At 62.3% G+C, this 26,994-nt stretch carries 25 protein-coding genes; 16 read left to right on the forward strand and 9 right to left on the reverse strand.

The genetic code is table 11. From position 1 onward, the window contains the following. Nucleotides 1-164 precede the first annotated feature (164 nt). The 10 genes from AB7D48_RS13935 (at nucleotide 165) to thiL (ending at nucleotide 8,455) form a co-directional block, all read left to right on the forward strand. Entirely contained in the window at nucleotides 165-1,244 is a 1,080-nt protein-coding gene (locus AB7D48_RS13935; RefSeq protein ID WP_427980233.1) for a tetratricopeptide repeat protein, read from the forward strand. A 126-nt stretch (nucleotides 1,245-1,370) separates the two neighbouring features. After that, nucleotides 1,371-1,829, forward strand: a complete 459-nt coding sequence (gene rpiB / locus AB7D48_RS13940) for a ribose 5-phosphate isomerase B (protein ID WP_427980234.1) — start codon at nucleotides 1,371-1,373, stop codon at nucleotides 1,827-1,829. Continuing rightward, entirely contained in the window at nucleotides 1,826-3,124 is a 1,299-nt protein-coding gene (glyA, locus tag AB7D48_RS13945) for a serine hydroxymethyltransferase (RefSeq protein WP_427980236.1), read from the forward strand. Before rpiB ends, glyA begins: the two co-directional genes overlap by 4 nt. Nucleotides 3,125-3,133: 9 nt before the next feature. Next, nucleotides 3,134-3,616, forward strand: coding sequence for a transcriptional regulator NrdR (gene nrdR, locus AB7D48_RS13950; RefSeq protein ID WP_427980238.1), 483 nt, complete (start codon nucleotides 3,134-3,136; stop codon nucleotides 3,614-3,616). After that, nucleotides 3,613-4,710 carry a bifunctional diaminohydroxyphosphoribosylaminopyrimidine deaminase/5-amino-6-(5-phosphoribosylamino)uracil reductase RibD gene (ribD, locus tag AB7D48_RS13955; protein WP_427980245.1) on the forward strand — a complete coding sequence of 366 codons (1,098 nt, stop codon included), beginning with the start codon at nucleotides 3,613-3,615 and terminating at the stop codon, nucleotides 4,708-4,710. Before nrdR ends, ribD begins: the two co-directional genes overlap by 4 nt. Before the next feature lie 9 nt (nucleotides 4,711-4,719). Beyond that, a complete protein-coding gene (locus AB7D48_RS13960; protein ID WP_427980247.1) occupies nucleotides 4,720-5,334 on the forward strand; it encodes a riboflavin synthase in 615 nt (204 codons plus the stop codon). Between the two features lie 71 nt (nucleotides 5,335-5,405). Further along, on the forward strand, nucleotides 5,406-6,542 hold the full coding sequence (gene ribB, locus AB7D48_RS13965) for a 3,4-dihydroxy-2-butanone-4-phosphate synthase (protein ID WP_427980249.1): 1,137 nt from the start codon (nucleotides 5,406-5,408) through the stop codon (nucleotides 6,540-6,542). A gap of 31 nt (nucleotides 6,543-6,573) precedes the next feature. Then, a complete protein-coding gene (gene ribH / locus AB7D48_RS13970; RefSeq protein WP_427980251.1) occupies nucleotides 6,574-7,053 on the forward strand; it encodes a 6,7-dimethyl-8-ribityllumazine synthase in 480 nt (159 codons plus the stop codon). Beyond that, a complete protein-coding gene (gene nusB / locus AB7D48_RS13975) occupies nucleotides 7,050-7,523 on the forward strand; it encodes a transcription antitermination factor NusB (protein ID WP_427980253.1) in 474 nt (157 codons plus the stop codon). The genes ribH and nusB overlap by 4 nt, the downstream gene beginning before the upstream one ends. Further along, complete coding sequence (gene thiL, locus AB7D48_RS13980) at nucleotides 7,523-8,455, forward strand: thiamine-phosphate kinase (protein ID WP_427980255.1); 933 nt, start codon at nucleotides 7,523-7,525, stop codon at nucleotides 8,453-8,455. The genes nusB and thiL overlap by 1 nt, the downstream gene beginning before the upstream one ends. Nucleotides 8,456-8,482: 27 nt before the next feature. Here the strand turns inward: thiL and AB7D48_RS13985 are convergent, their stop codons facing one another. From AB7D48_RS13985 to rnr, 4 genes are all read right to left on the reverse strand, one after another. Continuing rightward, nucleotides 8,483-9,532, reverse strand: coding sequence for a zinc-binding metallopeptidase family protein (locus AB7D48_RS13985; RefSeq protein WP_427980258.1), 1,050 nt, complete (start codon nucleotides 9,530-9,532; stop codon nucleotides 8,483-8,485). Nucleotides 9,533-9,631: 99 nt separating this feature from the next. Continuing rightward, nucleotides 9,632-9,799 (reverse strand): 50S ribosomal protein L33, encoded by a 168-nt coding sequence (gene rpmG, locus AB7D48_RS13990; RefSeq protein ID WP_048877824.1) that lies wholly within the window; start codon nucleotides 9,797-9,799, stop codon nucleotides 9,632-9,634. Between the two features lie 63 nt (nucleotides 9,800-9,862). Continuing rightward, nucleotides 9,863-11,398: a S41 family peptidase gene (locus AB7D48_RS13995; protein WP_427980260.1), complete on the reverse strand. Its 1,536-nt coding sequence runs from the start codon at nucleotides 11,396-11,398 to the stop codon at nucleotides 9,863-9,865. After that, the gene (gene rnr, locus AB7D48_RS14000) at nucleotides 11,395-13,629 is read right to left on the reverse strand and encodes a ribonuclease R (protein WP_427980263.1); all 2,235 of its coding nucleotides are present in this window, start codon (nucleotides 13,627-13,629) and stop codon (nucleotides 11,395-11,397) included. Before rnr ends, AB7D48_RS13995 begins: the two co-directional genes overlap by 4 nt. A 130-nt stretch (nucleotides 13,630-13,759) precedes the next feature. On the opposite strand from rnr, the gene AB7D48_RS14005 reads away from it, so the two are divergent. The 3 genes from AB7D48_RS14005 (at nucleotide 13,760) to AB7D48_RS14015 (ending at nucleotide 19,334) form a co-directional block, all read left to right on the forward strand. Beyond that, complete coding sequence (locus AB7D48_RS14005) at nucleotides 13,760-18,040, forward strand: Hint domain-containing protein (protein ID WP_427980266.1); 4,281 nt, start codon at nucleotides 13,760-13,762, stop codon at nucleotides 18,038-18,040. Between the two features lie 131 nt (nucleotides 18,041-18,171). Then, complete coding sequence (gene rpsD / locus AB7D48_RS14010; RefSeq protein ID WP_427980268.1) at nucleotides 18,172-18,786, forward strand: 30S ribosomal protein S4; 615 nt, start codon at nucleotides 18,172-18,174, stop codon at nucleotides 18,784-18,786. A gap of 134 nt (nucleotides 18,787-18,920) precedes the next feature. Then, the gene (locus AB7D48_RS14015; RefSeq protein WP_427980271.1) at nucleotides 18,921-19,334 is read left to right on the forward strand and encodes a hypothetical protein; all 414 of its coding nucleotides are present in this window, start codon (nucleotides 18,921-18,923) and stop codon (nucleotides 19,332-19,334) included. A gap of 37 nt (nucleotides 19,335-19,371) precedes the next feature. Here AB7D48_RS14015 and AB7D48_RS14020 read toward each other — a convergent pair whose 3' ends face one another. The 4 genes from AB7D48_RS14020 to fabI all read right to left on the reverse strand — a co-directional run bounded on the left by AB7D48_RS14020 (nucleotide 19,372) and on the right by fabI (nucleotide 22,765). Then, nucleotides 19,372-19,695: a hypothetical protein gene (locus AB7D48_RS14020; RefSeq protein ID WP_427980274.1), complete on the reverse strand. Its 324-nt coding sequence runs from the start codon at nucleotides 19,693-19,695 to the stop codon at nucleotides 19,372-19,374. A gap of 154 nt (nucleotides 19,696-19,849) precedes the next feature. Next, nucleotides 19,850-20,722, reverse strand: a complete 873-nt coding sequence (locus AB7D48_RS14025) for a hypothetical protein (RefSeq protein WP_427980276.1) — start codon at nucleotides 20,720-20,722, stop codon at nucleotides 19,850-19,852. 123 nt (nucleotides 20,723-20,845) lie between these two features. Further along, entirely contained in the window at nucleotides 20,846-21,919 is a 1,074-nt protein-coding gene (aroC, locus tag AB7D48_RS14030; RefSeq protein ID WP_427980278.1) for a chorismate synthase, read from the reverse strand. 3 nt (nucleotides 21,920-21,922) lie between these two features. Continuing rightward, on the reverse strand, nucleotides 21,923-22,765 hold the full coding sequence (gene fabI / locus AB7D48_RS14035; RefSeq protein ID WP_427980280.1) for an enoyl-ACP reductase FabI: 843 nt from the start codon (nucleotides 22,763-22,765) through the stop codon (nucleotides 21,923-21,925). Between the two features lie 100 nt (nucleotides 22,766-22,865). Between fabI and pdxH the strand changes: the two genes are divergently transcribed. Next, on the forward strand, nucleotides 22,866-23,447 hold the full coding sequence (pdxH, locus tag AB7D48_RS14040) for a pyridoxamine 5'-phosphate oxidase (protein WP_427980282.1): 582 nt from the start codon (nucleotides 22,866-22,868) through the stop codon (nucleotides 23,445-23,447). On the opposite strand, the gene rsmI is transcribed toward pdxH, so the two are convergent. Continuing rightward, nucleotides 23,444-24,361, reverse strand: coding sequence for a 16S rRNA (cytidine(1402)-2'-O)-methyltransferase (gene rsmI / locus AB7D48_RS14045; RefSeq protein WP_427980284.1), 918 nt, complete (start codon nucleotides 24,359-24,361; stop codon nucleotides 23,444-23,446). The two genes, pdxH and rsmI, sit on opposite strands and share 4 nt — an antisense overlap. On the opposite strand from rsmI, the gene AB7D48_RS14050 reads away from it, so the two are divergent. Continuing rightward, nucleotides 24,343-25,608, forward strand: a complete 1,266-nt coding sequence (locus tag AB7D48_RS14050) for a penicillin-binding protein activator (protein WP_427980287.1) — start codon at nucleotides 24,343-24,345, stop codon at nucleotides 25,606-25,608. The genes rsmI and AB7D48_RS14050 overlap by 19 nt on opposite strands. A gap of 9 nt (nucleotides 25,609-25,617) precedes the next feature. Further along, the gene (locus tag AB7D48_RS14055; protein ID WP_427980290.1) at nucleotides 25,618-26,982 is read left to right on the forward strand and encodes an ATP-binding protein; all 1,365 of its coding nucleotides are present in this window, start codon (nucleotides 25,618-25,620) and stop codon (nucleotides 26,980-26,982) included. Nucleotides 26,983-26,994 lie beyond the last annotated feature (12 nt).

Genomic DNA, 26,994 nt, shown 5'->3' on the forward strand with positions numbered 1-26,994 from the left:
ACCGATGGCGTAAATGATGCATGACAGGGCCGCGCGGGGGGAATTTTTCGCTTACACGAATCTAAGCGTAATGATTAGCAAATAGCAGGCGCGGTAAAATGGTTTGCCGCTCCAGGCCGTGGAGCGCGATCACAGACAACATGTCGGACATATTGGCGCGGCACATGAGCCCTGAAGCGGTACTGGCCGCTATTTTCACGCAGGCTTTTTCCAGCGGCGCGGCGAGGCTTCCCGCCGGTGTCACGCGTGCCGACCTGCGCGCCGCCCTGGCTTTGGAGCCGGACGCCCAGTTGCGTGTCTATGAGCAGATCCGCAATCATTTTCGCGCGCGGGCCAATGACCTTGCCAAGCCTGGCAAGAGATATGGCTGGTTCGCGGGGCTGGTTTTCTTGTTGGCGCTGGCTAGCGTGGCTATAAGTTGTCTGCCGCGCCATAGCCCCGTGGCCCCGGTCCGCGCGGTGCATTCAAAATCACTTTCGTCTTCACCCCCGCCGCCACCGGCCCCCGCCAAGTTGCCGGTCAGTCAGCTATTGCCTCTCGCCGCGCGGGAGCCAAAGATGCTCGCGCAATTGAAAAGCCGGGCCGCGACAGGTGAGGCCGATGCCGCCTATGCCCTGGCCACATTATTGGACAGTCGGAAAACCCAAGACGAGACCACCTTGCCAAAAGACGATCAAGCGGCTTTTGCGCTTTACGATCAAGCGGCCAGGGCAGGGCATGTCGAAGCGGAATATGCGGTCGGCCAAGCCTATCAAACCGGGCGTGGCGTTACGCCGGATGCCGCGCTGGCCACCGCGTGGTATCGGGCGGCGGCCTTGAGCGGCTTCGCGCCCGCGGAGACAAGCCTTGGCTTTGCTTATCAGACCGGTCTTGGCATTGCCCGGGATGACAAGGAGGCGGCGCATTGGTTTTCTCTTGCCGTGGCGCAATCCAACCCGGCGGGGGAAACGGCGTTGGGGTATCTGTATCTGTATGGGCAGGGTGTTGAACGCAACGAGCTTCGCGGTGTGGCACTCTTTTCTCGGGCGGCCGAGCGGCATTTCGGGCCAGCCTTGCTGGCGCTTGGTTTTTGCTATGCGCAAGGGTTGGGCGTTGTTCAGAACATCTCTCTGGCGGCGGCGTATTTCCTGCGGGCCGATCAGTCGGGTGTGCCGCAGGCCAAGTCCGCCCTCGCCATGCTGGGGCCGCTCCCGGGGCAACGGCAACTCGCCACTTCCGCCATGCAGCCTCTGGCCGGAGATTGATCTCCAAGCCGTTATACCGCTTTGATCGCCAGCCAGGGTGAGGCGTGATTCCTCGCCTGCCTCACCCAACAGCCATGCCGTAACGGATGGTTCCAACGGCGCGCCCCGCATGGTAAGGGGGGCGCCATGACTCGTCCCTTAATCCTGGCGCTTGGCGCCGACCATGGCGGTGTGGCACTGAAAAACCGGCTCGCGGCGATGCTGCTCGAAGCCGGGCACGAAGTGCGCGATTATGGCACGGACGGTCCCGCCAGTGTCGATTACCCCGATTTCGCCCAGGCGGTTTGCACCGCCGTCGAGGAAAAGCACGCCGATTACGGTATTTTGGTCTGTGGCACGGGCATTGGCATGTCTATCGCCGCCAACCGGCGTCGAGGTATTCGTTGCGGGCTGGTGCACGATGTCACGACCGCCCGCCTGACCCGCGCGCATAATGATGCCAATGTCCTGGCCCTCGGTGCGCGGATCATCGGAGAAGAGGTCGCGCTGGATATAGTGCGCGCTTTTCTTGGTACTGAATTCGAGGGCGGCCGCCACGAACGCCGTCTTTCAAAGCTCAATCAGATGACGGAACCCACGCCATGAACGACCAGGCTTTCGCACCGCGCTTGCAGCGTTTTTTCACCGCCCCGCTGGCGGAAATCGATCCAGAGGTTTCCGCCATCATCGGCCGGGAACTCGCCCGCGAGCAGGATGGCATCGAACTGATCGCCTCCGAGAATATTGTCTCCGCCGCGGTGCTGGCCGCGCAAGGCTCGGTCTTCACCAATAAATATGCTGAGGGGTATCCCGGTAAGCGTTATTATGGCGGGTGCGGTCCATCCGACGAGGTGGAAACCCTGGCGATTGAGCGCGCCAAGAAGATTTTCGGCTGCGGTTTCGCCAATGTACAGGCCAATTCCGGCAGTCAGGCTAACCAGTCCGTATTCCTGGCGTTGGTCAAGCCGGGTGACACTGTGCTTGGCATGTCGCTGGCGGCTGGTGGGCATCTCACCCATGGCGCCGCGCCCAATATGTCCGGCAAATGGTTCAATGCCGTGCAATATGGCGTGCGTAGGGACGATGGGCGGCTCGATTACGAGGAACTGGAGAATTTAGCGCGCGCGCATAAGCCGAAGCTGATCATCGCCGGCGGTTCCGCCTATCCACGCTTTATCGATTTTGCCCGTATACGCGCCGTGGCGGACGAGGTCGGCGCTTACTTTATGGTCGACATGGCGCATTTTGCCGGTCTGGTGGCCGCGGGTATTTATCCCAGCCCGCTTCCACATGCTCATGTGGTTACCACCACCACTCACAAAACGCTGCGCGGCCCGCGCGGCGGCATGGTGCTGACCAATGACGAGGACATCGCCAAGAAGATCAATTCCGCCACTTTCCCCGGTTTGCAGGGAGGGCCGCTGATGCATGTCATCGCCGCTAAGGCCGTGGCCTTCGGTGAGGCGCTGACGCCGGATTTCGTGGCCTACCAGAAGGCCGTCGCGGCCAACGCCAAGGCGCTTGCCGAGACGCTGGTGGAGCAGGGGGTGGCCATCGTCACCGGTGGCACGGACTCCCACCTCATGCTGGTCGATCTGCGGCCCAAGAATACCACGGGCAAGGCGGCCGAGGGTTCGCTGGAGCGTGCCCACATTACCGCGAACAAGAACGCCATTCCGTTCGACCCGGCCAAACCCGCCATTACGTCCGGTATTCGCCTCGGTACACCGGCCGCGACCACGCGTGGTTTTGGTGTGGCGGAGTTCAGGGAGATCGGCAAGATGATCGGTGAGGTGCTGGATGGGCTGGCCAAGTCCAACGACGGCACCAACGATGCGGCCGAGGCTGCCGTGGGTGCCCGTGTGAAGGCGCTCTGCGCTCGTTTCCCGATCTACCGGTAAGGAGGCCGAATGCGCTGCCCGTTCTGTGGAGATGCCGACACGCAAGTGAAGGATAGCCGCCCCACGGATGATGGCAGCGCCATCCGCCGGAGACGGTTTTGTTCTGGCTGCGGGCAGCGTTTTACGACCGTCGAGCGGGTCCAGCTGCGCGAATTGACGGTGATGAAGACCGATGGCCGGCGCGTGGCGTTTGATCGTGACAAGCTGGCCCGTTCCATCCGGGTGGCATTGAATAAACGTCCGGTGGACGAAGAACGCCAGGAGCGGATCGTCAACGGCATTGTCCGCAAGCTTGAAGCCAGCGGCGACGGTGAAGTTCGGAGCGAGGCCATTGGCGAGGCTGTGATGGAAGCCCTCAAGGAGATCGACGCCGTGGCCTATGTCCGGTTCGCGTCGGTTTATAGAGATTTCAGGGAAGCTGGTGATTTTAAAGCTTTCCTTGGAGGGATGGAAGGTGCGCCCCTGGCGCGGCCGGAGCCTCTCCCCGAATGAGCGATGAGGAGTTCATGCGCACGGCCTTGGCCCTCGCCCGGCGCGGGCTAGGACAGACAGCGCCTAATCCCTCGGTTGGTTGTGTGATTGTAAAACAGGGCCGGATTGTCGGGCGAGGTTTTACTTCGCCTGGCGGAAGGCCGCATGCCGAGGTCAATGCCTTGGCCGCCGCGGGAGATGAAGCCCGTGGCGCGACCGCTTATGTCACCCTTGAGCCGTGTAATTTTACTGGAAAAACAGGGCCTTGTACGGAGGCGTTGATCTCGGCTGGCGTTGCCCGGGTCGTGCTCGGCGCGCGGGATCCGCATGCCAGGGTCAATGGTGGCGGAATAGCCAGGCTGCGTGCCGCGGGGGTGAGTGTATCGGAAGATATGCTGCGGCGGGAATGCGAGGCGGTCATTTCCGGTTTCGCCATGGTTCAGGCGCAACAGCGTCCATTACTCCGCTTGAAGCTGGCCAGCTCGCTCGATGGCCGCATCGCGACGGCGGGCGGTGAATCGCAATGGATCACCGGTCCCGAAGCCCGCCGCGCGGGTCATGCCCTGCGTGGGCGTCATGACGCGGTGATGACGGGGGTTGGCACCGTCTTGGAGGATGACCCTGAATTGACCTGCCGGATCGAAGGTTTCCGGACAGCCCCACTGGTGCGGGTGGTCGTGGATTCGCATCTGCGCACACCCTTGCTCTCCAAGCTGGTTCGGGACGCGGCCAAGCATCCGCTTTGGATTCTTTACCGTGACGGCGCTGACAAGCTCCGCCGCAAGGCCCTGGAAACGGCGGGAGCGAGGCTCATTGAAATTCCCGCCGCCAGTGCCGGCGTTGATCTGCATGCCGGTATGCGCGCGCTCGCCAAGGAAGGCCTCACCCGCGTGCTGGTGGAAGGCGGTGGAACGCTCGCCGCCGGGTTGCTTCGCGACGGGCTGGTGGACCGGCTCTCCTGGTTTCATGCCCCTTGCGTGATCGGTGGAGACGGTTTTCCCGCCGCTCAGGCCTTCGGCATCCAGAAATTGGCCGATATGCCACGTTTTACCCCTGTTTTCATCCGTCGTCTCGGCTCAGATACACTGACCGAGTTCACCCGCGTCGCGCGTTAAGGACAGAGCATGTTCACCGGCCTCATCACCGGCATCGGTACCATCCGGGCCATTACCCCCATCGGCAACGGGCAGGATGCCCGTTTCACGATCCAGACCCCCGCCAACGAGGTCTGGCAGAACGCCGAGAAGCGGCTGGGCGCGTCCATCGCCTGTTCCGGTGTGTGCCTGACCGTGATCGCGGCGGGGACGGATTGGTTTACCGTCGAGGTTTCGGCCGAGACCTTGGCGAAGACCATCCTGGGTGGCTGGAAGCCGGGGACGAAGATTAATCTGGAGGGGTCACTGCGTTTGGGGGATGAGCTGGGCGGGCATCTCGTGTCCGGCCATGTCGATGGCCAAGCCGAAATCATCTCCACCATGCCGGAAAATGCGTCCACACGCTGGGTGTTCGAACTGCCGCAGGATCTGGCGCCCTTCGTCGCTCCCAAGGGCAGCATTGCCATCAATGGCGTGTCCCTTACCGTCAATGAGGTGGACGGTCCGCGCTTTGGTGTGAACATCATTCCCCACACCGCCGAACATACGAATTTCTCGACCCTGCGTGTCGGAGATAAGGTGAATGTGGAAATCGACATGCTGGCGCGCTATCTCGCCCGGCAGCTTGGCTTTAAGACTGCGTGATACGATAACCCGGTTATATTCATCCGCTGAGCGAGGCTTTTTGGCGCTCCGGCGGGAAAGGACGGCATGGAATGGACGGCTTGAAATCCCTTACGACCTCCGGGTTGCAGGATTATATCTCTTCGGCTTCGGAGATCATCGAGGAAGCGCGGGCGGGCCGTATCTTCATTCTCGTGGATGATGAAGACCGGGAAAATGAGGGCGATCTTGTCATTCCCGCCCAATTCGCCACACCGGATGCGATCAATTTCATGATCAAGCATGCGCGGGGCCTGGTCTGCTTGGCGATGACCAAAGCGCGGTGCGAGGCTCTTGGCCTGCCGCTGATGACCCAGGCCAATGGCACCCGGCATGAAACCGCCTTCACGATCTCCATCGAGGCGAAGGAGGGGGTCTCCACGGGGATTTCCGCCGCCGACCGTGCCCGCACCGTCGCCGTGGCCATCAATCCAGAGATGGGACGCGACGACATCGTTTCTCCGGGCCATGTTTTTCCCCTTATGGCCCGCGATGGCGGCGCCTTGGTCCGCGCGGGCCACACGGAGGCATCGGTCGACATCGCGCGTCTGGCCGGCCTCATCCCCGCCGGGGTTATTTGCGAGATCATCAACGACGACGGTACCATGGCCCGTCTGCCCGAGCTGGTGAGCTTCGCGCAACGCCATAACATTAAGCTGGGCACCATCGCGGATCTGATCGCCTATCGCCGGACCAACGAGAAGCTGATCAAGCGGGTAGAGCAGGGGAGCATTGCCGCGCGTGACGGTGGCAGCTGGAGGATGATTGCCTTCGAGAGCAAGGTCGATGGCATGGAGCATCTTGCCCTGGTGAAGGGGGATTTGTCCGGGCAGGAGCCCGTTTTGGTGCGCATGCATGGCATGGATCTCATTGGCGATGTGCTGGGTAATGGCCATATGGAGGCGCTGCACGCCTCGATGAACGAAATCGCCAAGGCGGGGCGCGGCGTGGTGGTGATTGTCCGTGAGCAGCGTCAAAAAGCCATGTCTTCTGGCCTGCGCGCCTTGCTGGAAGGGCAAGATGCAAATAGGGATCTGCGCGAATATGGCATTGGCGCGCAAATCCTGTTGGATCTGGGGGTGAAGAACATGATTCTGCTTTCCAACCATAAGCGCAACATCATCGGGCTGGAGGGATATGGGTTGAATGTCATAGAGCAGCGCAGCCTGTCCGGCGTCGAAGTGAATTGATCAATATTTTTCCGGTTGAAAACTGAACATCATGAGTACTGCCGACGCTCCCTTGCCCGTGGCCCCATCGCTTCCGGGCGCGGCCCCCAAGATCCTGATTATCAGCGCGCCCTATTACCAGGATGTCGTGAATGGTATGTTGCAGGCCGCGCGGGATATTTTCACCCAGGCTCATGCCATGGTCAGTATTGTCGAAGTCGCGGGGGCTTTTGAGTTGCCGCAAGCCTTGTCCATCGCGGCGGCCGGGCATGGCGGTTTCGATGGCTTTATCGCCCTGGGCTGTGTGGTTCGCGGAGAGACCGATCATTATGAATATGTTTGCTCCGCCGCCATGGATGCGCTGATGAACGTTGCCGTGACAGGGCGCCTGTGCCTAGGCACGGGGCTTTTGACCGTGGATACGTTGGCCCAGGCTCAAGCCCGCTCCCGCGAGACCGGCGCCAATAAGGGGGCTGAAGCGGCGGTGGCCTGCCTCAAGCAGATCGCCTTGAAGCGCCGGTTTGCCGCATGAGCCGCCCCCGCACCCTCTCGCGTGTTGCCGCCGTGCAGGCGCTCTACCAAGCCGAACATACCCAGATCAGCGCGGAGACGGTCATAGACCAGTTCGTGCGCCATCGCCTGGGCAGTTTGCCTTGGCAGGGAGGATTGGAGGACGGCAAGATGCCGGAGGCCGATATACCGCTTTTCACCCGCATCGTTCGCACGGCCACGCAACAGCAGGATGTGATCGACGGCATGATCGCCCAAGCCCTGCCGGAGGCTTGGCCCATGTCCCGTCTGGACCCGGTGCTGCGCGCGGCCTTGCGCACCGGCGGCGCGGAGCTTTGGATGTCCGATGGTCCGCCGGCGAAAGTGGTTATCAATGAATATCTCGATGTCGCCCACGGTTTTTTCTCCGGTGAGGAACCTCGTATGTTGAATGGCGTACTGGATAAGCTGGCGCATCTGCTCCGCCCGGCGGAATTTTCTTCCGCGGGCTGATGGACGAGTTCGCCCGGATCGAAAAATTCCTGGCGCCGCTGGCGGGTGAGGCGGGGCTGGGGCTGAAGGATGATGCCGCCGTGCTCTCGCCGCCAGCCGGGCGGCAACTTGTACTCACGGTCGATCAGATGCTGGAAGGGGTACATTTTTTCACGGACGACAACCCGGCGCTGATCGCCCGCAAGCTGTTGCGGCGTAATCTGTCTGACCTCGCGGCCATGGGGGCGGTGCCGTTGGGTTATCTGCTTACCACAGCCTTGCCGGCCGCCTTGCCGGAGGCTTGGCTGGCGGCCTTCGCCCAGGGGCTGGAGACGGATCAGCGGGTTTTTGGCATCGTCTTGCTGGGGGGTGACTCTTCCTCAGCCCGCGCGGATATTTCCTTGACCGCCACGCTCATCGGCCATGTGGCACCAGGGCAGGCCCTGCCGCGCCATGGTGCCCGTGCGGGCGATCATATCTGGGTCACGGGCACGATCGGAGATGCGGCATTGGGACTGGAGGCGCGGCGCGGGAAGCTGCGGGACCGGACGGGCTTTCTCACGAACCGCTCCTTGCTGCCTGAACCGCGTTTGAATTTGCCCCTGGCTGGGATCGTCTCCGCCGCTATCGATATATCCGACGGGCTGGTGCAGGATTTGGCCCATATCTGCCGTGGCTCAGGTCTTGCGGCTGAGATCCAGGCTAACGCCATTCCCAAATCGGCGGCGGTGGCGGAACTGGACGATGATTATCTCGAATTGAGACTGACCGGCGGGGATGATTACGAGTTGTTGCTGGCTGTCCCGCCAGAGAAGGCGGATGCGCTTCAGGGTGCCTGTGCGGATGTGCCGGTCACGCGGATCGGGGTTTTTCAGCCGGGTGAGGGGGTCAACATCGTTTCCGGCTCCGGAGCCAAGCTTGCCTTGTCGTCCTCCGGCTGGAAGCATTTCTGACGATTCCAGCCGGCTGGCGGCTTGCGCTTAAGGGCCGTGCACCAGCTCCTGGATGAAACCGAGTTTCCGGATAACCGTTGCGGACAGGACGAACGGATACATATCCGCAAGACCCATGGAGCGGTTGATGGAGTTCATGGCGAAACGCAAGGGAAGCCAAGCTTCCACCAAGGCCTCAATATTGCCGACCCCATGGGGATCGAAGTCGATGTCGGTGTGCAAGATCTCGTTGTCCGTCTTGTGTGGATGGATGCGCAGGCCAAAGGCGCTGGCGGTCTCCAGCGTGTCGACGATATGCAGATAATGGGCCCAGCTTTCTGCGAAATCCTCCCATGGGTGGGCACTCGCATAGGCTGATATGTAAGTCTGCGCCCAATCGAGAGGCGGTCCCTGCTCATAATGGGTTTGCAGAGCCGTGCCATAATCGAGCCGTTCATCTCCGAAGACGGCACGGCATTCCTCCAGCCGGCTCATGTCCCGGACCAGCATGTTCCAGTAATAATGCCCGACTTCGTGGCGGAAATGGCCAAGCAGGGTACGGTAAGGCTCGCCCATTTCCGTGCGGAAGCGCTCCCGCATCGCATCGTCCGCCTCTGTCAGATTGATGGTGATCAGGCCTTCCTCGTGGCCGGTGAGGATTTGCGGGCCAGGGCCTGGCGGATCGGCCAGAAAATCGAACGCCAGCCCGTGTGCTGGGTCTTCCGCCAGGTTTTTCATGGGTAGGCCAAGCCGCATCAGGGTGTAGAAAAGCCGGTGCTTGGCGGTTTCCATGGCTTGCCAACGGCTTAAATTCTCACCGGCGGCCAAGTCTGGAATGGTCCGGTTATGTTTGCAGGCGGCGCAGAATTCGTCCGTGGAGGTTTCGGGGATCAGCCAGTTGCAGGCGGCATGCCGGGCATTGGCGCAATAACGGTAGCTTGGTCCGCCCCCAACTGGAACCAGTTGCCCGGCCCGCCGTTCCAGGGTCAGCAGCTTTAACGCTTGCGTTGAAAATCCGAGACCGCACCCGCAGCGTTCGCACGAGGCGTTTTCAAAAAAAACCGTTTGTCCGCAACAATGGCAGGTGAACAGGCGCATCAAAAAGCCCTTCAATCCGATCTGGAGTTGAAGGGCAATCTAAGGCGCCAGGGCGGATTTTCCCACGAAAACTCCGCCATTCAAGAACAGGCTCGGCTGTTACTTGATCTTGGCTTCCTTGAATTTCACATGCTTGCGCACGACGGGATCATATTTGTTCAGCTCCAGCTTCTGGGTCTGCGCGCGGGCATTCTTCTTGGTGACATAGAAGTAGCCGGTATCGGCGGTGGACACGAGCTTGATTTGGACGACGTTCGATTTGGCCATGATAAGAATCTCCGAGAGCGGGCCGTATGGCCCAGTTTGCCTGGTTTCGTCAAGCGTTGCCGGTCAGTGCAGCAATGCGGCCTGGTACATTTCCTGGCTACCGAGTATCGCCACCGCCGCCTGCTCATCCAGGGTGCCGCCAATATCGGCGGGGCAGTTGCCGCGTAAGGCTAGTATGGCATCGATGCTGACAGGCGGGCGTATGGCGCGGGCCTGGGCCAGGGCAGGGGCCATCAGGTTGTGCCCCTTGGCCAAGGCCGCAAGTTGCCGTTGCAGCGTGGCGGGGCCATTGCTGGTGCAGACTTGCGGCATCAGCCCCACCCCTTGCAGGGGCCATCCCCGGGGGGCCAGCACACGGCTCCAGGTCACGAACAATTCACCGCCATCGGGTAGGGAGGTCACGGTCTGTACCAGCCCCTTGCCCAGCGTTTCGGACCCGATCACCACGGCCCGCCCGTCATCGGCCAAGGCCGAGGCCAGAATTTCGGCGGCGCTGGCGGTTTGGCCGTCCACCAGCACGGCAAGCCTGGCGCCTCCCGTGAGGTCGGCCCCTTCGGCGGTGAATTGCTGGTCGGCATCCGGGTCGCGCCCATTTGTTTCGGCTATCGGGCCGGATTGCATCAACGAATCGGCCACGAGAACGGCTTGCCGCAGGACCCCCCCACGATTCCCCCGCAAATCCAGGATCAATCCCGTGGGGGGCGGATTGGAGCGTGACATAAGATTCGCCAGGGCCGTGGCGAATTGATCGCCCGTGCCCTTGTTGAAGCCCGAGATTTTGAGCAGGGCGATGCCATGGGCGGGATCGGGTCCGCTGAACACTGTCTGGGGCGGAATATAGCCCCGCGTCAGCGTCAGGGTTTGCGGGGCCTCGTCGTTATCCTGAGGATCGCGCAGTGAAAAGGATATCTTGGTGCCCGCGATCCCATTCATGGCGCCATTCAGCGAATCCACCATGCCAGGATAGGCGGCGCGGCCATTCACGCTGGAGATGACCGTGCCTGTCTGAATTCCGGCGTCGGATGCCGGGCTGTCGGCGGCGACGGCTGAGACCACGACCTTGCCATGTTCTCCGGCCAGGGTCAGGCCGGTACCGGCGAGCCCGGTGATCATCAGCTGATCCTGAGCCGCCTGAATTGGACTTTCGTAGCGCGAATAAGGGTCGAAATGATTGAACAACTCATCGAAAAAATTGCCGATGATCGCCTGCGTGCCCGCTTGTTGCAGGGGCAGGGAATTGGCATAGGCCGCCGCCGCGATTTTCGCCGCCGCCAGCCCCCAGCCAGCGGCGTCGCTGGTGGCGGGGGCCGGCACGGCCAGCAGCAGCCTGTTCGGTCCATATAGTCTGATTTCGTTGTCTTGCAGTGTGGCGTTCAGATTGGGGTCGAGCGCGGCGAGGCCGTTCAAGCCCCATAGCGTCATTTGAGGAATGCTGATCGGGTTGAGCGCGCGCGGCGCGATATAGGCCAGGGCGGCGGACCATATATTGGCGGCGGCGCTGCTGTCGAACCCCGCGGGCGCGGCCGCCGATGCCGCGCGGCCGCAAAGTCCCATCGGTATCAGCAGGCAGAGCAGAAAAAGGGCGGTTTTTCGTTTCAACGCCGCGGCTTTTGCTTGTGTTTCATCTTGCCGCCGGGTTTGGCGCGGCGCTGGGCGTGTTTGGACGCGACCGGGCCGTGTTTCGCTTCGCCCAGACCAAGCAGGAGACCACCCGTGACCGGTTTTGCCTCACTCAGCCTCACCTCAACCTCCTGAGCCAGGGTGAAGACCACGCGGCTTCGCCGTCCGGACAGTGTTTGGGTACGTTCGTCAAAAACCCAGTAATCGTCCGGCAGGCTTGCCATACTCAAGAATCCGCTTGCACCACTTTCCGTTAAAGTGGCGAATAGACCGGACTTCGTCACCCCCGAAATCCGGGCTTGGAACAACTCTCCGACGCGGTGTTGCAAATAGAGCGCAAGGTAGCGGTCTGTCGAATCGCGTTCCGCCAATGTGGCGCGCCGTTCCGTGGCGGTAATATGTTCGGCCGTGTCGGGAAAACTGAAAATCTCCTCATCTGTCAGCCCATCGCGCCCGAGCTTCAGCCCCTTGATCAAGGCCCGGTGCACCAGAAGATCCGCATAACGGCGGATGGGCGAGGTGAAATGCGCATAACGTGTCAGCGCCAGCCCGAAATGCCCTATATTTTCAGGAGAATATTCCGCCTGACTCTGGGCGCGCAAGATCGTCTCGTTGACCAGCGGGGCTGAAGGGGTGCCCGCCACCAGTTTCAAGATTCCATCCAGATCGCGTGGGTGCAACTGGTCTCCCGGTTTCAATGAGATGTCTAGCGTTGATAAAAACCCGCGCAGATTATCCAGCTTCTCCGGCGCGGGAGGGGCATGCACGCGGTACATGCAAGGCAGCTTCAACCGCTCCAGCTCTTCCGCGGCACAGACATTGGCGAGGATCATGAACTCCTCGATCAGCTTGTGCGCGGCCAAGCGCGGGCGCGGTGCCACGTTCTGCACATGTCCGTCTGGGCCCAGGGTTACTTTCCGCTCTGGCAGGTCGAGATCCAGTGTTCCCCGGCGTTCACGCGCCTCGCTCAACGCATGGTAAGCGGCATAGAGATGCGCATGGTTCTCGGGATTATCCTCGAACTCCCTCTGCACCTCTTCATAAGTCTTGCGCGCGGCCGAGCGCATCAGTCCGCGTCCGAAGGCGTGACGCAGCTTGTTGCCATGCACGTCGATATGCATTTCCACGAATAGGCATCCGCGCTCCTCGCCGGGTTTCAGCGAGCAGAGGCCATTGGACAGTGCCTCCGGCAGCATCGCCACCACGCGGTCCGGAAAATAGCAGCTATTGCCGCGCATTCTGGCATCGCGGTCGAGCGCGCTGTCCGATTTCACATAATGCGCCACATCCGCGATGGCGACGATCAGCCGGTAGCCATGGGGTTCGGGGGCGGCAAACACAGCATCGTCGAAATCCCGCGCATCGGCGCCGTCGATGGTGATCAGGGGCACTTCGCGCAGATCCGTCCGCTTGCCGAGCGCGACGGGTCTGGCCCGTTTAGCTTCCTTCGACGCGGTTTCGGAAAATTCCATCGGAATGCCGTGCTGGGCGATGGCGATCAGACTCACCGAGCGCGCATCCTGCGCATTGCCCAGCCGTTCTGTCACGCGCGCGGGCTTCGGCCCGAACGGTTTGCCAGGCAGGGGCTCGGCGCGGACAATCTCGTGATCCTGAGCGCCCATCGTTTCGCTGGCCGGCACCACCCATTCGCCTTTCTGCCGCCTGTTGGTCGGTTCGATCCGTCCGCCATGCGGGGTGGCATGGAACAGCCCGACAATGGCGCCGCTTTGTCCCTCCACGCGTTTGATTGTGCGTCCTTCATATTTATCCGGACCGATCCGCTTCAACTTGGCCAGAACCTTGGCGCCAGGGGCCAGGGCTGCGGCGCCCCGTATTTCCGGTTGCATGAAAACCACCGGCGCCTTGCCAGGACCATCCCATATCACCGGCCGGGCGATGGCTTCTCCGTCACGGTCGATCCCGGTGACTTCTACCAGTGCGTTTTCGGGTAAGCGTCCGGTTTCGGTGAAGCGCTTGCGACCGGCCCGTTCCGCGTGACCTTCCGCTTCCAGGGATTTCATGATGCCGCGTAAGGCCTTGCGGTCCTCGGGCGCCACGGAAAAGGCGCGTACAACGTCCCGGAAATGCATTTTTCCATCCGCCTGGGCCAGAAGCTGCTTCACCGATTCGCGGTTTGGCAGCGTCGCGAGTCGCGGGGGGGATGCGGTTTTCGCGAGCTTTGGCTTGGTCTGCTTATGCCTGGTCTTCATGAATCCTTAGTATGGGGGCGCGCGAAGCGCACGGCCATGGGTAGGTGCGACGGCATGGTGATTCGTCGTCCTTGTCAGGGAATTCATTTCTTCTCGTTGATTACTTTTTAGAAATATGTAACCTGTAGTTGTGAATGAGAAGCTGAATATCAACGTACCCGCGACCATTGCCGCCATCGGAGGACAGCCTGGGCTCTCCTCCCTCGTGGGTTTGCCCGCTGGCTTATCGGTATCGGACTCGGATACAGGGGCCTCCATCACGGTGCAGATCGCCGCGGGGAACAGCGCGGCGAGTTTGTCGGCAAGCGCCGATGGCGGGGCTTCGGTTACCGCCAATGGCAATCTGCTGACGATCATCGGCAGCGCGGCGCAGGTAAACGCGGCCCTGGCCACACTGGAAATCACGGAACCGGCGGGCACGGATGCGGACGTGATCGGCCTCAGTGCTCTGGACGATACGGGGCAGACCATGCAGAGCGCTTTCGCGCTGGAAATCGCCCCGCAGATTTCCCCCGCTTTCGTGGATCCGGCGAAGCTGGTGACGCTTTCGCCAAACCAGCCGCAATCCCTGCCGGCCTTGCTCCTGTCGGATCCCACGGCCAGTGCCCTGGCCGCCATGGGGTTGGGGGCCGAGGAAACATTGCAACTGACCTTGTCGGTGGCCGCCGGCGTGCTGCTACTGCCTGGATATAGCGGGATTTCCGGCATCCAGGCAGAGGGAGTTGGCACGGGCACGATCGAACTGACGCTCAACGCCAACGATATCGGCGCGTTGAATACGCTGCTGACCTCTCTGGAATTCTCTGGCCCGTCGCTCGCGTCGGGTCAGCATCTCAGCTACGCGCTCTGGAACCATGACGGCGTGCTGCCGCGTGAGGTCACGGACGGCAATATCTATCTCAATGTGGTCGGCACACCGGCTAGCGCCGGGACCTATGTGATGGGCGCCCAGACCCTGGTGACCGGCGCCACCACCCTCTCCGGCACGCTCGCTGTTTCCGGCACGCTTTCCATGCTGGGCAATCTCCAAGGGAGCGGGGCTGTCTCCATCGCACCCGGGGCCCTTTTGGAACTGCCCTATAATTCCGTCTTTCTCGGAGGATTGAGCTACGATTTTGGCGCGCTGGCAGCGGAGGATGTCAGCCTTGGGGGACAAATGCTGGTGGGCGGTGACGCGTCCCTGCAAGGTGAACTGGTGCTGGCGGCCAACGCGCTGATGGATGTCACGGGCGGGCTGACGCTGGATACCGGTGCTGGCAATGATTTCCAAGAAGGGCTGTCCCTGGCTGGCGGCGCGGTGCTGGAGGGGGGCGGTACGCTTGCTGTCGGAGATTTTTCCAAATCTGGCATGATCGATGGTTCCGGCACCATTCTCGCCCCGCAGGGAGACACGCTGGAAATCGATGCCGGGCTTGTCGCTTCCGGAGTCAATCTCGATGTCGCGGGCGGCGGTGTGATGGTGCTGGGCCCGCTCGAGCCTCTCTATGGTGTGTTCGATACCACCCCCCTGACCGTGCAGAGCGGCGCGACGCTGAATTTTCAAGGACCGGGCAGCCAGCCGGTCACAGGCGGCTACGCCAATCCGCTCGGTGGAACGGGCGGCGCTTTTGTCATTTCAGGGCCGCAGGTTTTTTCCGGCACCGTCACGGGCTTCACCCAAGGCGACGAGCTGATCTTTCCTGGCCTTACGGGGCTGGTGGTGCACGATGTCAACACCATTTCCGGCTCTTCCTCGTTCGTGGTGTCGGGTGTGGATTCCAATGGCACCACCCAAAGCTACACGATCTTTGCGGATATTCCCGCGGGGCTGATACCCGCCGCGAGCTTCGATGTGGCGGGCGATTCGGATGTGGTGCTCCATGCGAGTCTTGCCACCATCACCAATGGCGGCGTGTTCGCGGCCAGCGCGGGCGTGGCGCAACCCTTGCTGGGGCTTAGTCTGGTTCTGGCGGCTCCGACCACGCAAAGTCTTTCCCTGACCTTGTCTTCCGCTCATGGCGAGTTGAATGTCGGCTCGCTGACGCCCGCATCTGTTCTGACCCTGACAGCCGGCGATATCGAGACGCTGAACGCGAAACTGGCCTCCCTGACCTATACGGGCACCGGCGCGCTGGATGTTCTCACCATCACCAGCGGCACGGGCATTTTGGCGGGGTTGAGCAGCCTGATCGGCATTAATCGTGGAACGACGGGGACGGTGGACGGCTATTCCGGCCTTGGTTTCACCGAAGCTGAACTCGTTTCGTTTGGCAGCATCGGCGGGCTCTATGTGGATAAAGCGCCCCATGCGCTGGGCGGGATGCTCGTCACCGGGCAGGTTGAATATGACGATCAATTGCTGGCTGGCGGTCTCTCCGGCACGTCTCTGCGGGTGGATGACGGCGGGAATGCCGTTTTTGGCGGCGCGGCCAGCGTCACATTGTCGGGCAATGCGACCATCGGCGATTCGGCCGGCGCCGGCGCGCTGGAGGTTTTGACGGATCATGCCAGCTTGGCGGGTAATCTGACGCTCACCGCGGCAGGGGCGGGCAGCGGTTCGAGCCTGGCGGTCATGGGAACATTCAATGTTCTGGGAACCGTCTCGGCTGGCGGCAATGGCAGCGCGTTTCTGTTCGATGCGGGAGCGTTGTCCGCCACCGCGCTCAGTCTGGGGACGCAGGGCACGTTGCAGGCCTATGGCAACGCCTCCATGTCACTGGGGAGCATTGGCAATGCCGGCGCCATGTCCCTGATGGCGCAGGCGGCTGTCACGGCCTCGTCTTACACGGGTACAGGCGCCATCACGCTGGGAGGGGAGAGTTCTTTCAGCCTCACCGGCCTGGCCCAGTTGAACGCCGGGCAAGCGGTCATCGGCACGGATGCGTCGTTCACCGCCGGTTCCATCGCGCAATCGGGCGGTACGCTCGCCATCGCGGGCGCGTTCGAGGCCACGGGTGAAATGGATTTGGTCAATGCCAGCCTCACCGGTGGTCTTGTTTCGGCCAGTCTCTTGAATGTGACCGGCATGTTGGCGGGTTACGGGGTGGTCGATGCCGCTGCCTTGTCCGGTTCGGGCACGGTGGTGGCGCAAGGTGGCCGGATGCTTATCGCGGGTGGAGGCATTGAGGCCACCGGGTCCCTGGAAATCGAATCCGGGGCCACGCTGGAGCTTTCAAGCGTGGATCTGTCCGATACACCCGTTAGCTTCACCGGCACATCCAGCCTCTTAGTGATTGACAATGCGATGGCGGGTGCGCCGGATATTTCCGGCATGTCCAGCTTCGATGCGGTTGATCTGGTCGGCATCGCCACCAGTCTGGTCAGCATCGCCACGGGCACGGTTTCATTGCTCGATCTTCAGGGCAGTGTCTCCGGCAGTTTTGCCCTGACCACCGCTAGCGCGGCCCTGCCGGAACTTTCCGTGCTTGCCGATGGCCATGGTGGCTCGCTGATCATGCTGGGCGATGAGGTGCCGTGCTTCGCGCGTGGCACCGGCATTCTCACACCTCATGGGTACCGGCCGGTGGAGGCGCTACGGCCCGGTGACCCGGTGATCAATGCGGCGGGAGAGCGCCGTCCCGTGCGCTGGATCGGTTGGCGCACGCTGGATTTTGGCCCCGGCGCGGCGCGCGCGGCGCTGCCGGTTGTCATCCGGCCCGGCGCGTTCGGTCCGGGCAAACCCTGCAAGACGTTACGGCTTTCACCCCTGCATTGCATTTATATCCAGGGGGTGCTGATCCCCGTTACCCAACTCGTCAACGGCGCCACCATTCTGCGCGACATGACCGTTCCCGCCATGACCTATTATCATCTGGAGCTGGATCGGCATGATGCGTTGCTGGCCGAGGGCTTGGCGTGCGAATCCTATTTCTGCGATGGCAATCGCGCCGGGCTTTATCATGAGCTGGGACGGCGCAGCCCCGCAAGGCGGCCTTTCGCGCCAACCGTGACCAGCGGGGGGCGGCTGGCCTCGGTACGACGTGGATTGCATGAGCAGGCCTTGGAGCTGGGGTTTTCCACGGGCTTTGTACCAAGGTTGCGGGCCGTGGGGGCCGGGCAGGACGTTTTGCCCCGCTTCAGCCGCAAGGGGCGCTGGCGGTTTGCCTCCTTCAGCTTCGCCGAGCCCGTGCGCCACCTCACTCTGCTTTGCGCGACAGCCGTCCCAGCGGATACGGATCCGGATTCGGAAGATCGGCGCGAGCTTGGTCTCTGCCTTGGCGATGTGCCCGGGCTCAGGCTGGGGCAGGGGTGGTTACCGCCCGGGCTTGAGGATGAAGGTGTTTGGATGGCCGGCAGGGCGGACTTATCCTATAGTCGGCCAAGACGTCAGATCAGGCTGCCGATCGCGGCGGTGCCGCGAAGCTGGTTGCACCCAGCCATTGCGCATCAAAATCCCATGGCCGGCATTGACGCGCGGCGGCCAACCCTTTAGAGGCCCGGCTCATTGCCGGGAACGTGGACGGGCGGTGGTCGCCCGCGCCCGCTCTTTATCGTGAACATGGGAAACCGTGATCGCGCGCGAGAGACTACTGGCGGAATTTGAACAAGAAAGGTGTAAGCGCAGTGACCAAGCGCAATGAGAGCAAGTATAAGATCAACCGCCGCCTGGGCGTCAATCTGTGGGGCCGCGCCAAATCCCCCGTGAATAAGCGCGAATATGGCCCGGGCCAGCATGGCCAGCGCCGCAAGAAGCCTTCTGACTTCGGTGTGCAGCTGATGGCCAAGCAGAAACTGAAGGGCTATTACGGCAATATCTCGGAAAAGGCTTTCTATAAATATTACGAGGAGGCCGTGCGCCGTAAGGGTGACACCTCCGAGAACCTGATCGAGCTGCTGGAGCGCCGCCTGGATGCGGTTGTCTACCGTATGAAATTCGCGATCACCCCGTTCGCGGCTCGTCAGTTCGTCTCCCATGGCCATGTGACCGTGAATGGTCAGCGCGTGAACATCCCCTCCTATCAGGTCAAGGATGAGGACGTGGTCGAGGTTCGTGAAAAATCGAAGCAGTTGGCCGTGGTTCTGGATGCGGCGCAGAGCGGAGAGCGCGACGTGCCGGAATATATCGAGACCGATCATCGCGCCATGAAGGGCCGTTTCTTGCGCGCGCCCAAGCTGGCGGATGTGCCGTTTCCGGTTCAGATGGAACCGCATCTGGTGGTCGAGTTCTACTCCCGCTGATAATCTCCGCCTTTTGGCGGTTCTGCGAGCGGCGCCTGCGGGCGCCGCTTTTTTTTGTCACATGTCAGAGACGCTGGCGTTACATGCTCCATCTATGAACAGGACATCGACTTTTGTTGTGGAGTATCGTTTTCATGCGCCGTCTTATTCTTGCTTCCGTCGTCGCCCTGGCGCCTGGCCTTGCGTTCGCGCAAAGCGCCAGTGACAATTCCAATCCTCCTCCCCCGCCGCCGGGTGCGGAAGGCATGGGCCCTGGGCCCGTTGGTGGGCCGATGATGGGCCCCCCCGGTGGCAAGGGTCATCGTCATATGATGGGGCCGGAGCAGATGTTGATGGATTTCTACGCCGCCAACACAACCCATGACGGGCATTTGACCTTGGCTCAGGCGAAGGCGGCCGATTTCAGACCGGTCGTCGATCATTTCAGCGCGATCGATGTCAAGAAACGCGGCTATGTGACATTCTACGATATCCAGGCCTGGCATCTCGACGACATGGCCAAACATCTGGAAGCGCAGGCGACAGCCCTGCGCGCCATGGATAAATAACTGGACGTGACCGGGCCGGCCATCCGGCCCGGTAATTTCAGCGTGTACCGCCGCGCCCAGTCGGGAAGCTGGCCTTGCCTTGTTGCGCGGGGTCTCCGGTCACGAACATATCATGCAGGATATCTCCAGCGCTGGGGGCGGCGGATCCACCGCCGGAGGCGTTTTTGCCTGTGTCTCCGGCCTGACCGGAGGAGGGCTGTGGAGAGCCGTTTGACGTGCCGCTCGGCAGAATATTAGCCGTGATCGAGTCCGGGCCGAACAGATGGACCACTTGCCCGGAAGGTTTAGGTTCAGGATCCTGGCGGGCAATGGCCGGGAACGCGGCCAAGCTGGCAAAAAAAACGGCGGGCAGGATTTTCACAGTCTACGGCTCCAAACACTTCGTTTCCCACCATCGCTCCAGCATTTTCAGCAGGCAAGTCATGTTGACGCAGGGGCCCCATGTTTACCTGGCTTTCCGACGGACCTTCCCGTCAATGTTTCCCGTCGCCCAAAATGGTGTCGAATAAGCCGCCTTATTCGGTCTGCCAGACTTTCCAGGTACTATTCCGCTCGTCTGCGGGTTGGCGTTCGCAAGCAAAAGCCGCCAGCCTGAGTGTAACCGCTCCATGCTCCATGATGATGGTACTGTCCTCGCCGCTGCCCGGCCAGCGGGGAACCACGCCGACGGCGATTGATGTTTGGCCCGGTAATAAAGAGGGCAGGGTGGCGCAAAATCTGGCCGCGCGCTCTCCTCCCGTGAGGTGGTCCATGCCATCGCACCAAAGCCCGATCGTGCTGTCGTCGATTCGTCCCAGTAGGTCGGTCGGACGTACTATGTCCCGCAGCTCTTCAGCCAGGCGTGTCGCCACCTCCTTGCGCAGTTCAGGTGCCGCCAGGGAAAAACCAAGATAGATCAGCGTGCCGGGCTGGCCTTCCACGTCCAGCCTGTCGAGTCGGCGGGAGATTTCATTGGCAAAGGCCGGTGCGGCCCACAGGCCGGTTTCCGTATCCAGAACCGATGTCCAAGCCCCGCCTCCATTGCCTTCATGACGGTCCGGCAAACCAAGCTCCGGGGCTTCCAGGTCGAACAGCAAGCCATAGGTGCCCAATATGCTGCCCGCCGAGAAGCGCGGCGCCAGCGACAGACGATAGAGCGTGCCAGGAGCCTCTCCTGCTCCGCTCAGCCTCACCCTGCCATGCCAGGCCACGCATTCGGTGCAGATGGTCGTGATGATGGAACGAAATGAGGCGCTGGTCAGGGCTTCATCTTGGCTCGTGCCGCCCGCCAGCAGGGTGGCCATTTCGGTTCCCATGAGATCCGCCGCTGGACGGCCCAACACCAGGCCGGGCCCAAAGGAGGTGAAGCGGCCCATATGGTCGGTTTCAAAGGCCAGATCCGCCAGCATGGCGGTAACCGTGAGCCATGATGTTCCTGCGAATGTGGCAGGCGCGTGTAACGGCGGATTGGACGAAAAAGAGCGGGTCATGCCCCGCTCTTAGGGAGCGTTTGTTAACAACGGTTTAATGCTTTACCGACCTGTCTGCCCCCGGTGTCGCAGCAGGTGATCCGCCAACACGCAGGCCAGCATCGCCTCGCCCACGGGCACGGCGCGGATACCGACGCACGGATCGTGCCGGCCCTTGGTCATGACCTCCACCTCCTCGCCATCCGCACTGACGGATTGCTTTGGGATCAGAATAGAACTGGTTGGTTTTACGGCAAAACGTGCCACAATTGGTTGGCCGGTGGCGATGCCACCCAGAATGCCGCCGGCATGGTTGGAAAGAAATTCGATCTTTCCATTCCGCATGCGCATCTCATCGGCGTTCGCCTCGCCGCGCAGGGCGGCGGCGGCAAACCCATCGCCGATTTCCACCGCTTTCACGGCATTGATGCTCATCAGGGCGGCGGCGATGTCGGCATCTAGCTTGCCATAGAGCGGCGCGCCGAGCCCAGGCTTTACCCCTTCGGCGACAATTTCCAGTACCGCTCCAATGGAGGAACCGGCCTTACGGATGGCATCCAACTCCTCCGCCCAGGCCGCGGCCGTTTTGGCATCGGGGCAGAAGAAGGGGTTTTCGTCCACTTGCGCCCAATCCCAGCGGGCCCGTTCGATGACATGCGAGCCCATCGCCACCATGGCGCCACGGATCACCACTTTCGGCCCCAGAACCTTGCGGGCGATGGCCCCGGCGGCCACGCGCATCGCGGTTTCGCGGGCGGAGGAGCGGCCACCGCCCCGTGGGTCGCGGTGGCCATATTTCATGTCGTAGGCGACATCAGCGTGGCCGGGCCGGTAACGTGCCGTGATGTTGGCATAGTCCTTTGAGCGTTGGTCGGTATTTTCGATGAAGAGCGAAATCGGCGTGCCCGTCGTTCTGCCCTCATGCACACCGGAGAGAATCCGTACCTGATCGGGCTCCTGGCGCTGCGTGGTGAAGCGCGAGGTGCCGGGGCGGCGCTTATCCAGGAATGGCTGGATGTCGGCTTCGGATAGCTCGATGCCCGGCGGGCAGCCGTCGACAACGGCGCCGATGGCGGGGCCGTGGCTTTCTCCCCAGGTCGTGACACGAAAAAGCTGACCAAAGCTGTTGAAGGACATGGCTTACTCGCTGGCGACGGAAATATCCGGCGCGTCCGGGTTTTTCATGCCGACAATATGGTAGCCGCAATCCACGTGATGGATTTCACCGCTCACCCCCTTGGAAAGGTCGGAGAGCAGATAAAGCCCGGACATTCCGACTTCCTCAAGCTCCACATTGCGGCCCAGGGGCGCGTTATATTTGTTCCATTTCAGGATATAGCTGAAGTCGCCGATGCCGCTGGCGGCCAGCGTCTTGATCGGTCCGGCGGAAAGGCCGTTGACGCGGATCCTGTCCTTGCCCAGATCCGCCGCCATGTAACGCACGCTGGCCTCAAGCGCCGCCTTGGCCACCCCCATGACATTGTAATGCGGCATCCAGCGTTCGGCGCCGAGATAGGTGAGCGTCAACAGCGCCCCGCCATCTGGCATCATCGCGGCGGCGCGCTGGGACACGGCGGCAAAGGAGTAGGCGGAAATGTCCAGGGCTTGCTGAAATACCGCGCGCGGTGTGTCGACGAATCGGCCGCGTAGAAAATTCTTGTCCGCGAAACCGATCGCATGCACCAGAAAATCGATCTTGCCCCATTTTTCCTTCAACGCAGAAAAAGTCGCGTCGATGGCGGTGTCATCGCCGACATCACAAGGCAGTACCACATCGGAGCCAACGGAAGCCGCCAGCGGGCGCACCCGCTTCTCCAGCGCCTCCCCCATATAGGTGAAAGCCAGCTCGCCCCCCTGCGCCGCCACCGCGCGGGCAATGGCCCAGGCGATGGAACGGTTATTGGCCACCCCCATGATCAGGCCGCGCTTACCCTGCATCAATGTTCCCTGGGGCAGGGCGGTCTCGGTCTCGGTCTCGGGCATGGGCGATATACTCCGTGCTGCTATCGTCTTGGGGCTTGGGTGGTGGCATAGAGTATGGGCAGCAATCAAGGCTCGCAAAATTCAAGGAGCGCGAAGTCACATGAGCGAGGATCCTTTTCGCCAGTTCGGTGCCTGGTTCGAGGAAGCCGGACGTACCGAACCCAATGACCCCAACGCCATGACGGTGGCGACCGTGAGTGAGGGCGGGCGTCCCGCCGCGCGTATTTTGCTGCTTAAATCCTGGGATGAGCGGGGATATGTCTTCTATGGCAATCTCGGCTCGCGCAAGGCCCAGGAAATGGCCGCCAATCCCAATGTGGCGCTGCTGTTCCACTGGAAGAGCCTGCAACGTCAGATCCGTATCGAAGGTCAGGTCGCGCCTGTGGATTCCACGCAGGCAGATGAATATTTCGCCACCCGCCCGCGCATTTCCCAGCTCGGCGCCTGGGCCTCGGAGCAGTCCCGCCCGTTGGCTTCGCGCGCCATGTTCGAAGAGCGGCTGCGGGAGATGGAAGCTCGTTTCGCGGGCAAGGCCGTGCCCAGGCCAGATTTCTGGTCAGGCTGGCGGTTGAAGCCTGACTATTTCGAATTTTGGCAGGGGATCGATTTCAGGCTGCATGACCGGCTGACCTACAAGCTGACATCCCAGGGCGGCTGGGAGACAGGGCGGCTTTACCCTTAATCGCCGCCCGCCAGTTCCAGGGCACGTTTGTAGACTTGCTTTTTTGGCAAGCCTGTTGCCGTGGCCACGGATGCGGCGGCATCCTTCACGCTCATCGCGCGCAGAGCCACCCGCAGCGTTTCGTCTAGCGACTCGGTGTCGGCCCGTGTCTCTTCAGCCGGGCCGATCACCACCACGATCTCCCCGCGCGCGCTCTCATTGGCATAATGCGCGGCCAGCTCGTCCAGTTCCCCCCGGCGAACTTCCTCGAAATGCTTGGTCAGTTCCCGGCATATCGCCGCGGGACGCGCGCCGAGGACCGTGGCGGCATCCTCTAAAAAGGCCGCCAGACGGTGCGGTGCTTCATAAAAAATATGGGTGGTGGCAAGCCCCGCCAGTTCGGCGCCGCGCAATTTAGCCAGGAGGGCCCGCCTGGGGCCTGCCTTGGGGGGCGGAAAGCCATTGAATAGAAAGGGTTGTGGCGGCAGACCGGACAGGGTCAATGCCAGGATCGCGGCATTCGCTCCTGGCACACCGGACACGCTCAGCCCTTCCGCGATGGCCGCGCGCGCCAGCCTGTAGCCGGGATCGGAGACCAAGGGGGTGCCTGCATCCGAGATCAAGGCAAAACGCTGCCCCTGCCGCATGGCCGCGATCAGCTTGGGCAGGGAGGCTTCCTCGTTATGTTCGTGCAGGGCCACGCAGCGTCTGGCGATTCCATGGGCGCGCAGCAGCACCGCGCTGGTGCGCGTGTCTTCGCAAAGAATGGCGTCGACTCCGGACAGGACGGTCTTGGCCCGCTCTGACAGATCTTGGAGGTTGCCGATTGGCGTGGAAACCAGCACAAGGGCGGGCAGGGCCGCTCCGGTTTGTTCCCCGGGCGGCGCTCCCGATGGAGGATCTTGCATTGCGCCTTGTGCCGTATCTTCGTTCATTCGTACTCCTTGGCGCCACGCTGGCCCTGGCGAGCTGTGCTGGTCAAGCCCCGCAGATTCCAGGCAGCACCATGCTGTCGGGCATGCTGGGGGCCGGAAGCGCGGGGGCCGGCAATGCGGGCAAGACAAGCGGCAATGTGCTGCTGCTGGTGCCGCTCTCCGGTTCTCTCGCGCCGGTGGGACAGGCTCTGGAAAACGCCGCGAAGCTAGCCTTCGTTTCCGGCGGGTCTCCCTCCCTCGATGTTCGTGACACAGGTGGCACGCCAGCAGGCGCCGTGGCCGCCGCGAAGGCGGGTCTCGCCGCGGGGGATGGCATCATCCTCGGCCCGTTGACGGCGGCGGATGCCAAGGCCGTGACCCCCGTGGCCAAGCAGGCCGGGGTCAACATGCTGCCTTTCACCAATGACAGCACTGTCGCCCAACCGGGTGTCTGGCCGTTGGGCATTACCCCGGTGCAGCAGGTGCAGCGTGTGGTGCAGGCAGCGGCGGATGCCGGGCGTACCCAGCTTGCCGGCTTGCTGCCGGATACGGATTTTGGCCGCCATCTCGCCGATGCACTCCAGCATGAGGCGGCGGCCCTGAGCGAACCGGCGCCGACGATCGTTTATTACGATCAGAGTTTTTCCAGCGTGAATCAGGCTGTGCGGCAAGTCTCCGATTGGGATGGGCGTGGCCAGCGGCTGATGGCGGCAATCAAGGCCGCCAGGGATTTGGGCACGGCGGCCGGCCGGGCCAAGGCGCATGAATTGCAGCGCCAGCAAGTGGCGCCCCCCAGCTTCAATGCGCTCTTTATCGGCGCGACGGATGGCACCACCCTGGCGGAACTGGCCAATTTTCTGCCTTATTATGGCGTGATGCAGCCGCAGGTGCAGTTGCTCGGGCCGAGCCTGTGGGCGAACATCGCCCCCGCCATGGCCAGCCAATCCTCTCTGATCGGGGCCATGTACGCGGCACCGGACCCAGAGGCGTCTTCAGCCTTCGATGCCAAATACACCGCCGCTTACGGCAGCGCGCCACCCGCGATCGCGGATATCGCCTTCGATGCCGCGGCATTGGCGAAGCTCGCCGCCACCTCCGGTGGTTATACCACCCAGGTTCTGACCTCGCCTGCGGGCTTCACCGGCACAGACGGCCTGCTGGTGCTCCAGCCGGATGGAACGGTGAAGCGTGGGCTGGCCGTGTTCTCCATCGCGCAGGGCCAGCCCGCCATTACCTCACCCGCGCCGACCAGTTTCAGCCACCCCTAAGGGCGGACCATGGCTGATACAGAGGAAGCAAGCTGGGAGAGAGCTGGGCCAGCCGCCTTCGCGCTGTTTCTGGCTCTGGCGGCGGTGCCGAGCGTTGTATTCGCGCTGCTGACCTTTCTGGGAGAGCTTCGCCCGCCCGTGGCGCTGGCCGCATGGGCGGTGTGCAGCCTTGTCGCCGTGGGGTTCGCCCTTTTGCTGGGGCGCGACATCATGGTGATGACGCGCCTGGTCCGGGCCTTGCGCACCGCGCCGGAGGCTCTGCCCGTGGACAGGCACCTGATGGTGCCGGGCATGAGCGACCTGGGCGCCGAGGCCTTGCGGCTGATCCATGCCGAGCGGCTGCTGCGCGGTCGCCATGTCGCCAATGCGGCGGAGGACCGGGCGCTGGTGGAGCGTTTGCCGGATCCGTTGATGAAGCTCGACGCCGATGGCCGTGTGCTCTGGCGCAATGACAGCGCGCTGATCGCTTTTGGCACTGAAACAGCGGCTTTGCTTCGCCACCCCGATATTCGCGCCGCGCTGGCCGAGGTTCTCTCCGGCGGCAAGCCGGTACGGCGTGAAATCGTGCTGGCGGTGCCGATGAAGCGGGATCTGGAAATCACGATGATCCCGGTCGGCGGCCCGCTCTACATGCTGGTGAGCGACCGGACCCGCGAGAGGGCCCTTGAAAAGATGCGGGCCGACTTCATCGCCAATTCCAGCCATGAGCTGCGGACCCCTCTGGCCAGCCTGATCGGGTTCATCGAGACCTTGCGGGGGCCGGCGGCGGACGACCCCGAGGCGCAGCAAAAATTTTTGTCCATCATGGCTGAGCAGGCCGCGCGCATGCAGAATCTCATCGGCGATTTGCTCTCTCTGTCAAAGATCGAGATCTCCGAGCATTCCCCTCCGAAAGATCTCCTGCATCTGCCGCCGTTATTGGAGCGGATCGCGGCGGGAATGGAGCCCATGCTCAAGGCGCAAGGTACGACGCTCGTCATGGAGGCTCCTGATGCCTTGCCTCAAGTTCCCGCCGATGCCGATCAGTTGACCCAGGTTTTTACCAACCTGCTGGACAATGCCCTGAAGTACGGCAAGCCGGGCGGGGTCATCAGGTTGAACGCCACGGCGGTCGCCGATACGCGCTTTCCCCCTGGTGGGGTGGCGCTGAGCGTGGCCGACGATGGAATCGGGATTCCGCGCGAGCATATTCCACGCCTGACAGAGCGTTTCTACAGGGTGGATAAAGGCCGCTCGCGGGCCATCGGCGGTACCGGGCTGGGGCTCGCAATCGTGAAGCACGTGGTCAACCGCCATCGCGGCCGTCTGATCATTGACAGCGATCCAGGCCAGGGCACGGTGTTCACGATCTGGCTGCCGGGTCAAAACAGATGACAATCATCGCGG

It is taken from the genome of Acidocella sp., assembly GCF_050253495.1.
Taxonomy (GTDB): domain Bacteria; phylum Pseudomonadota; class Alphaproteobacteria; order Acetobacterales; family Acetobacteraceae; genus Acidocella.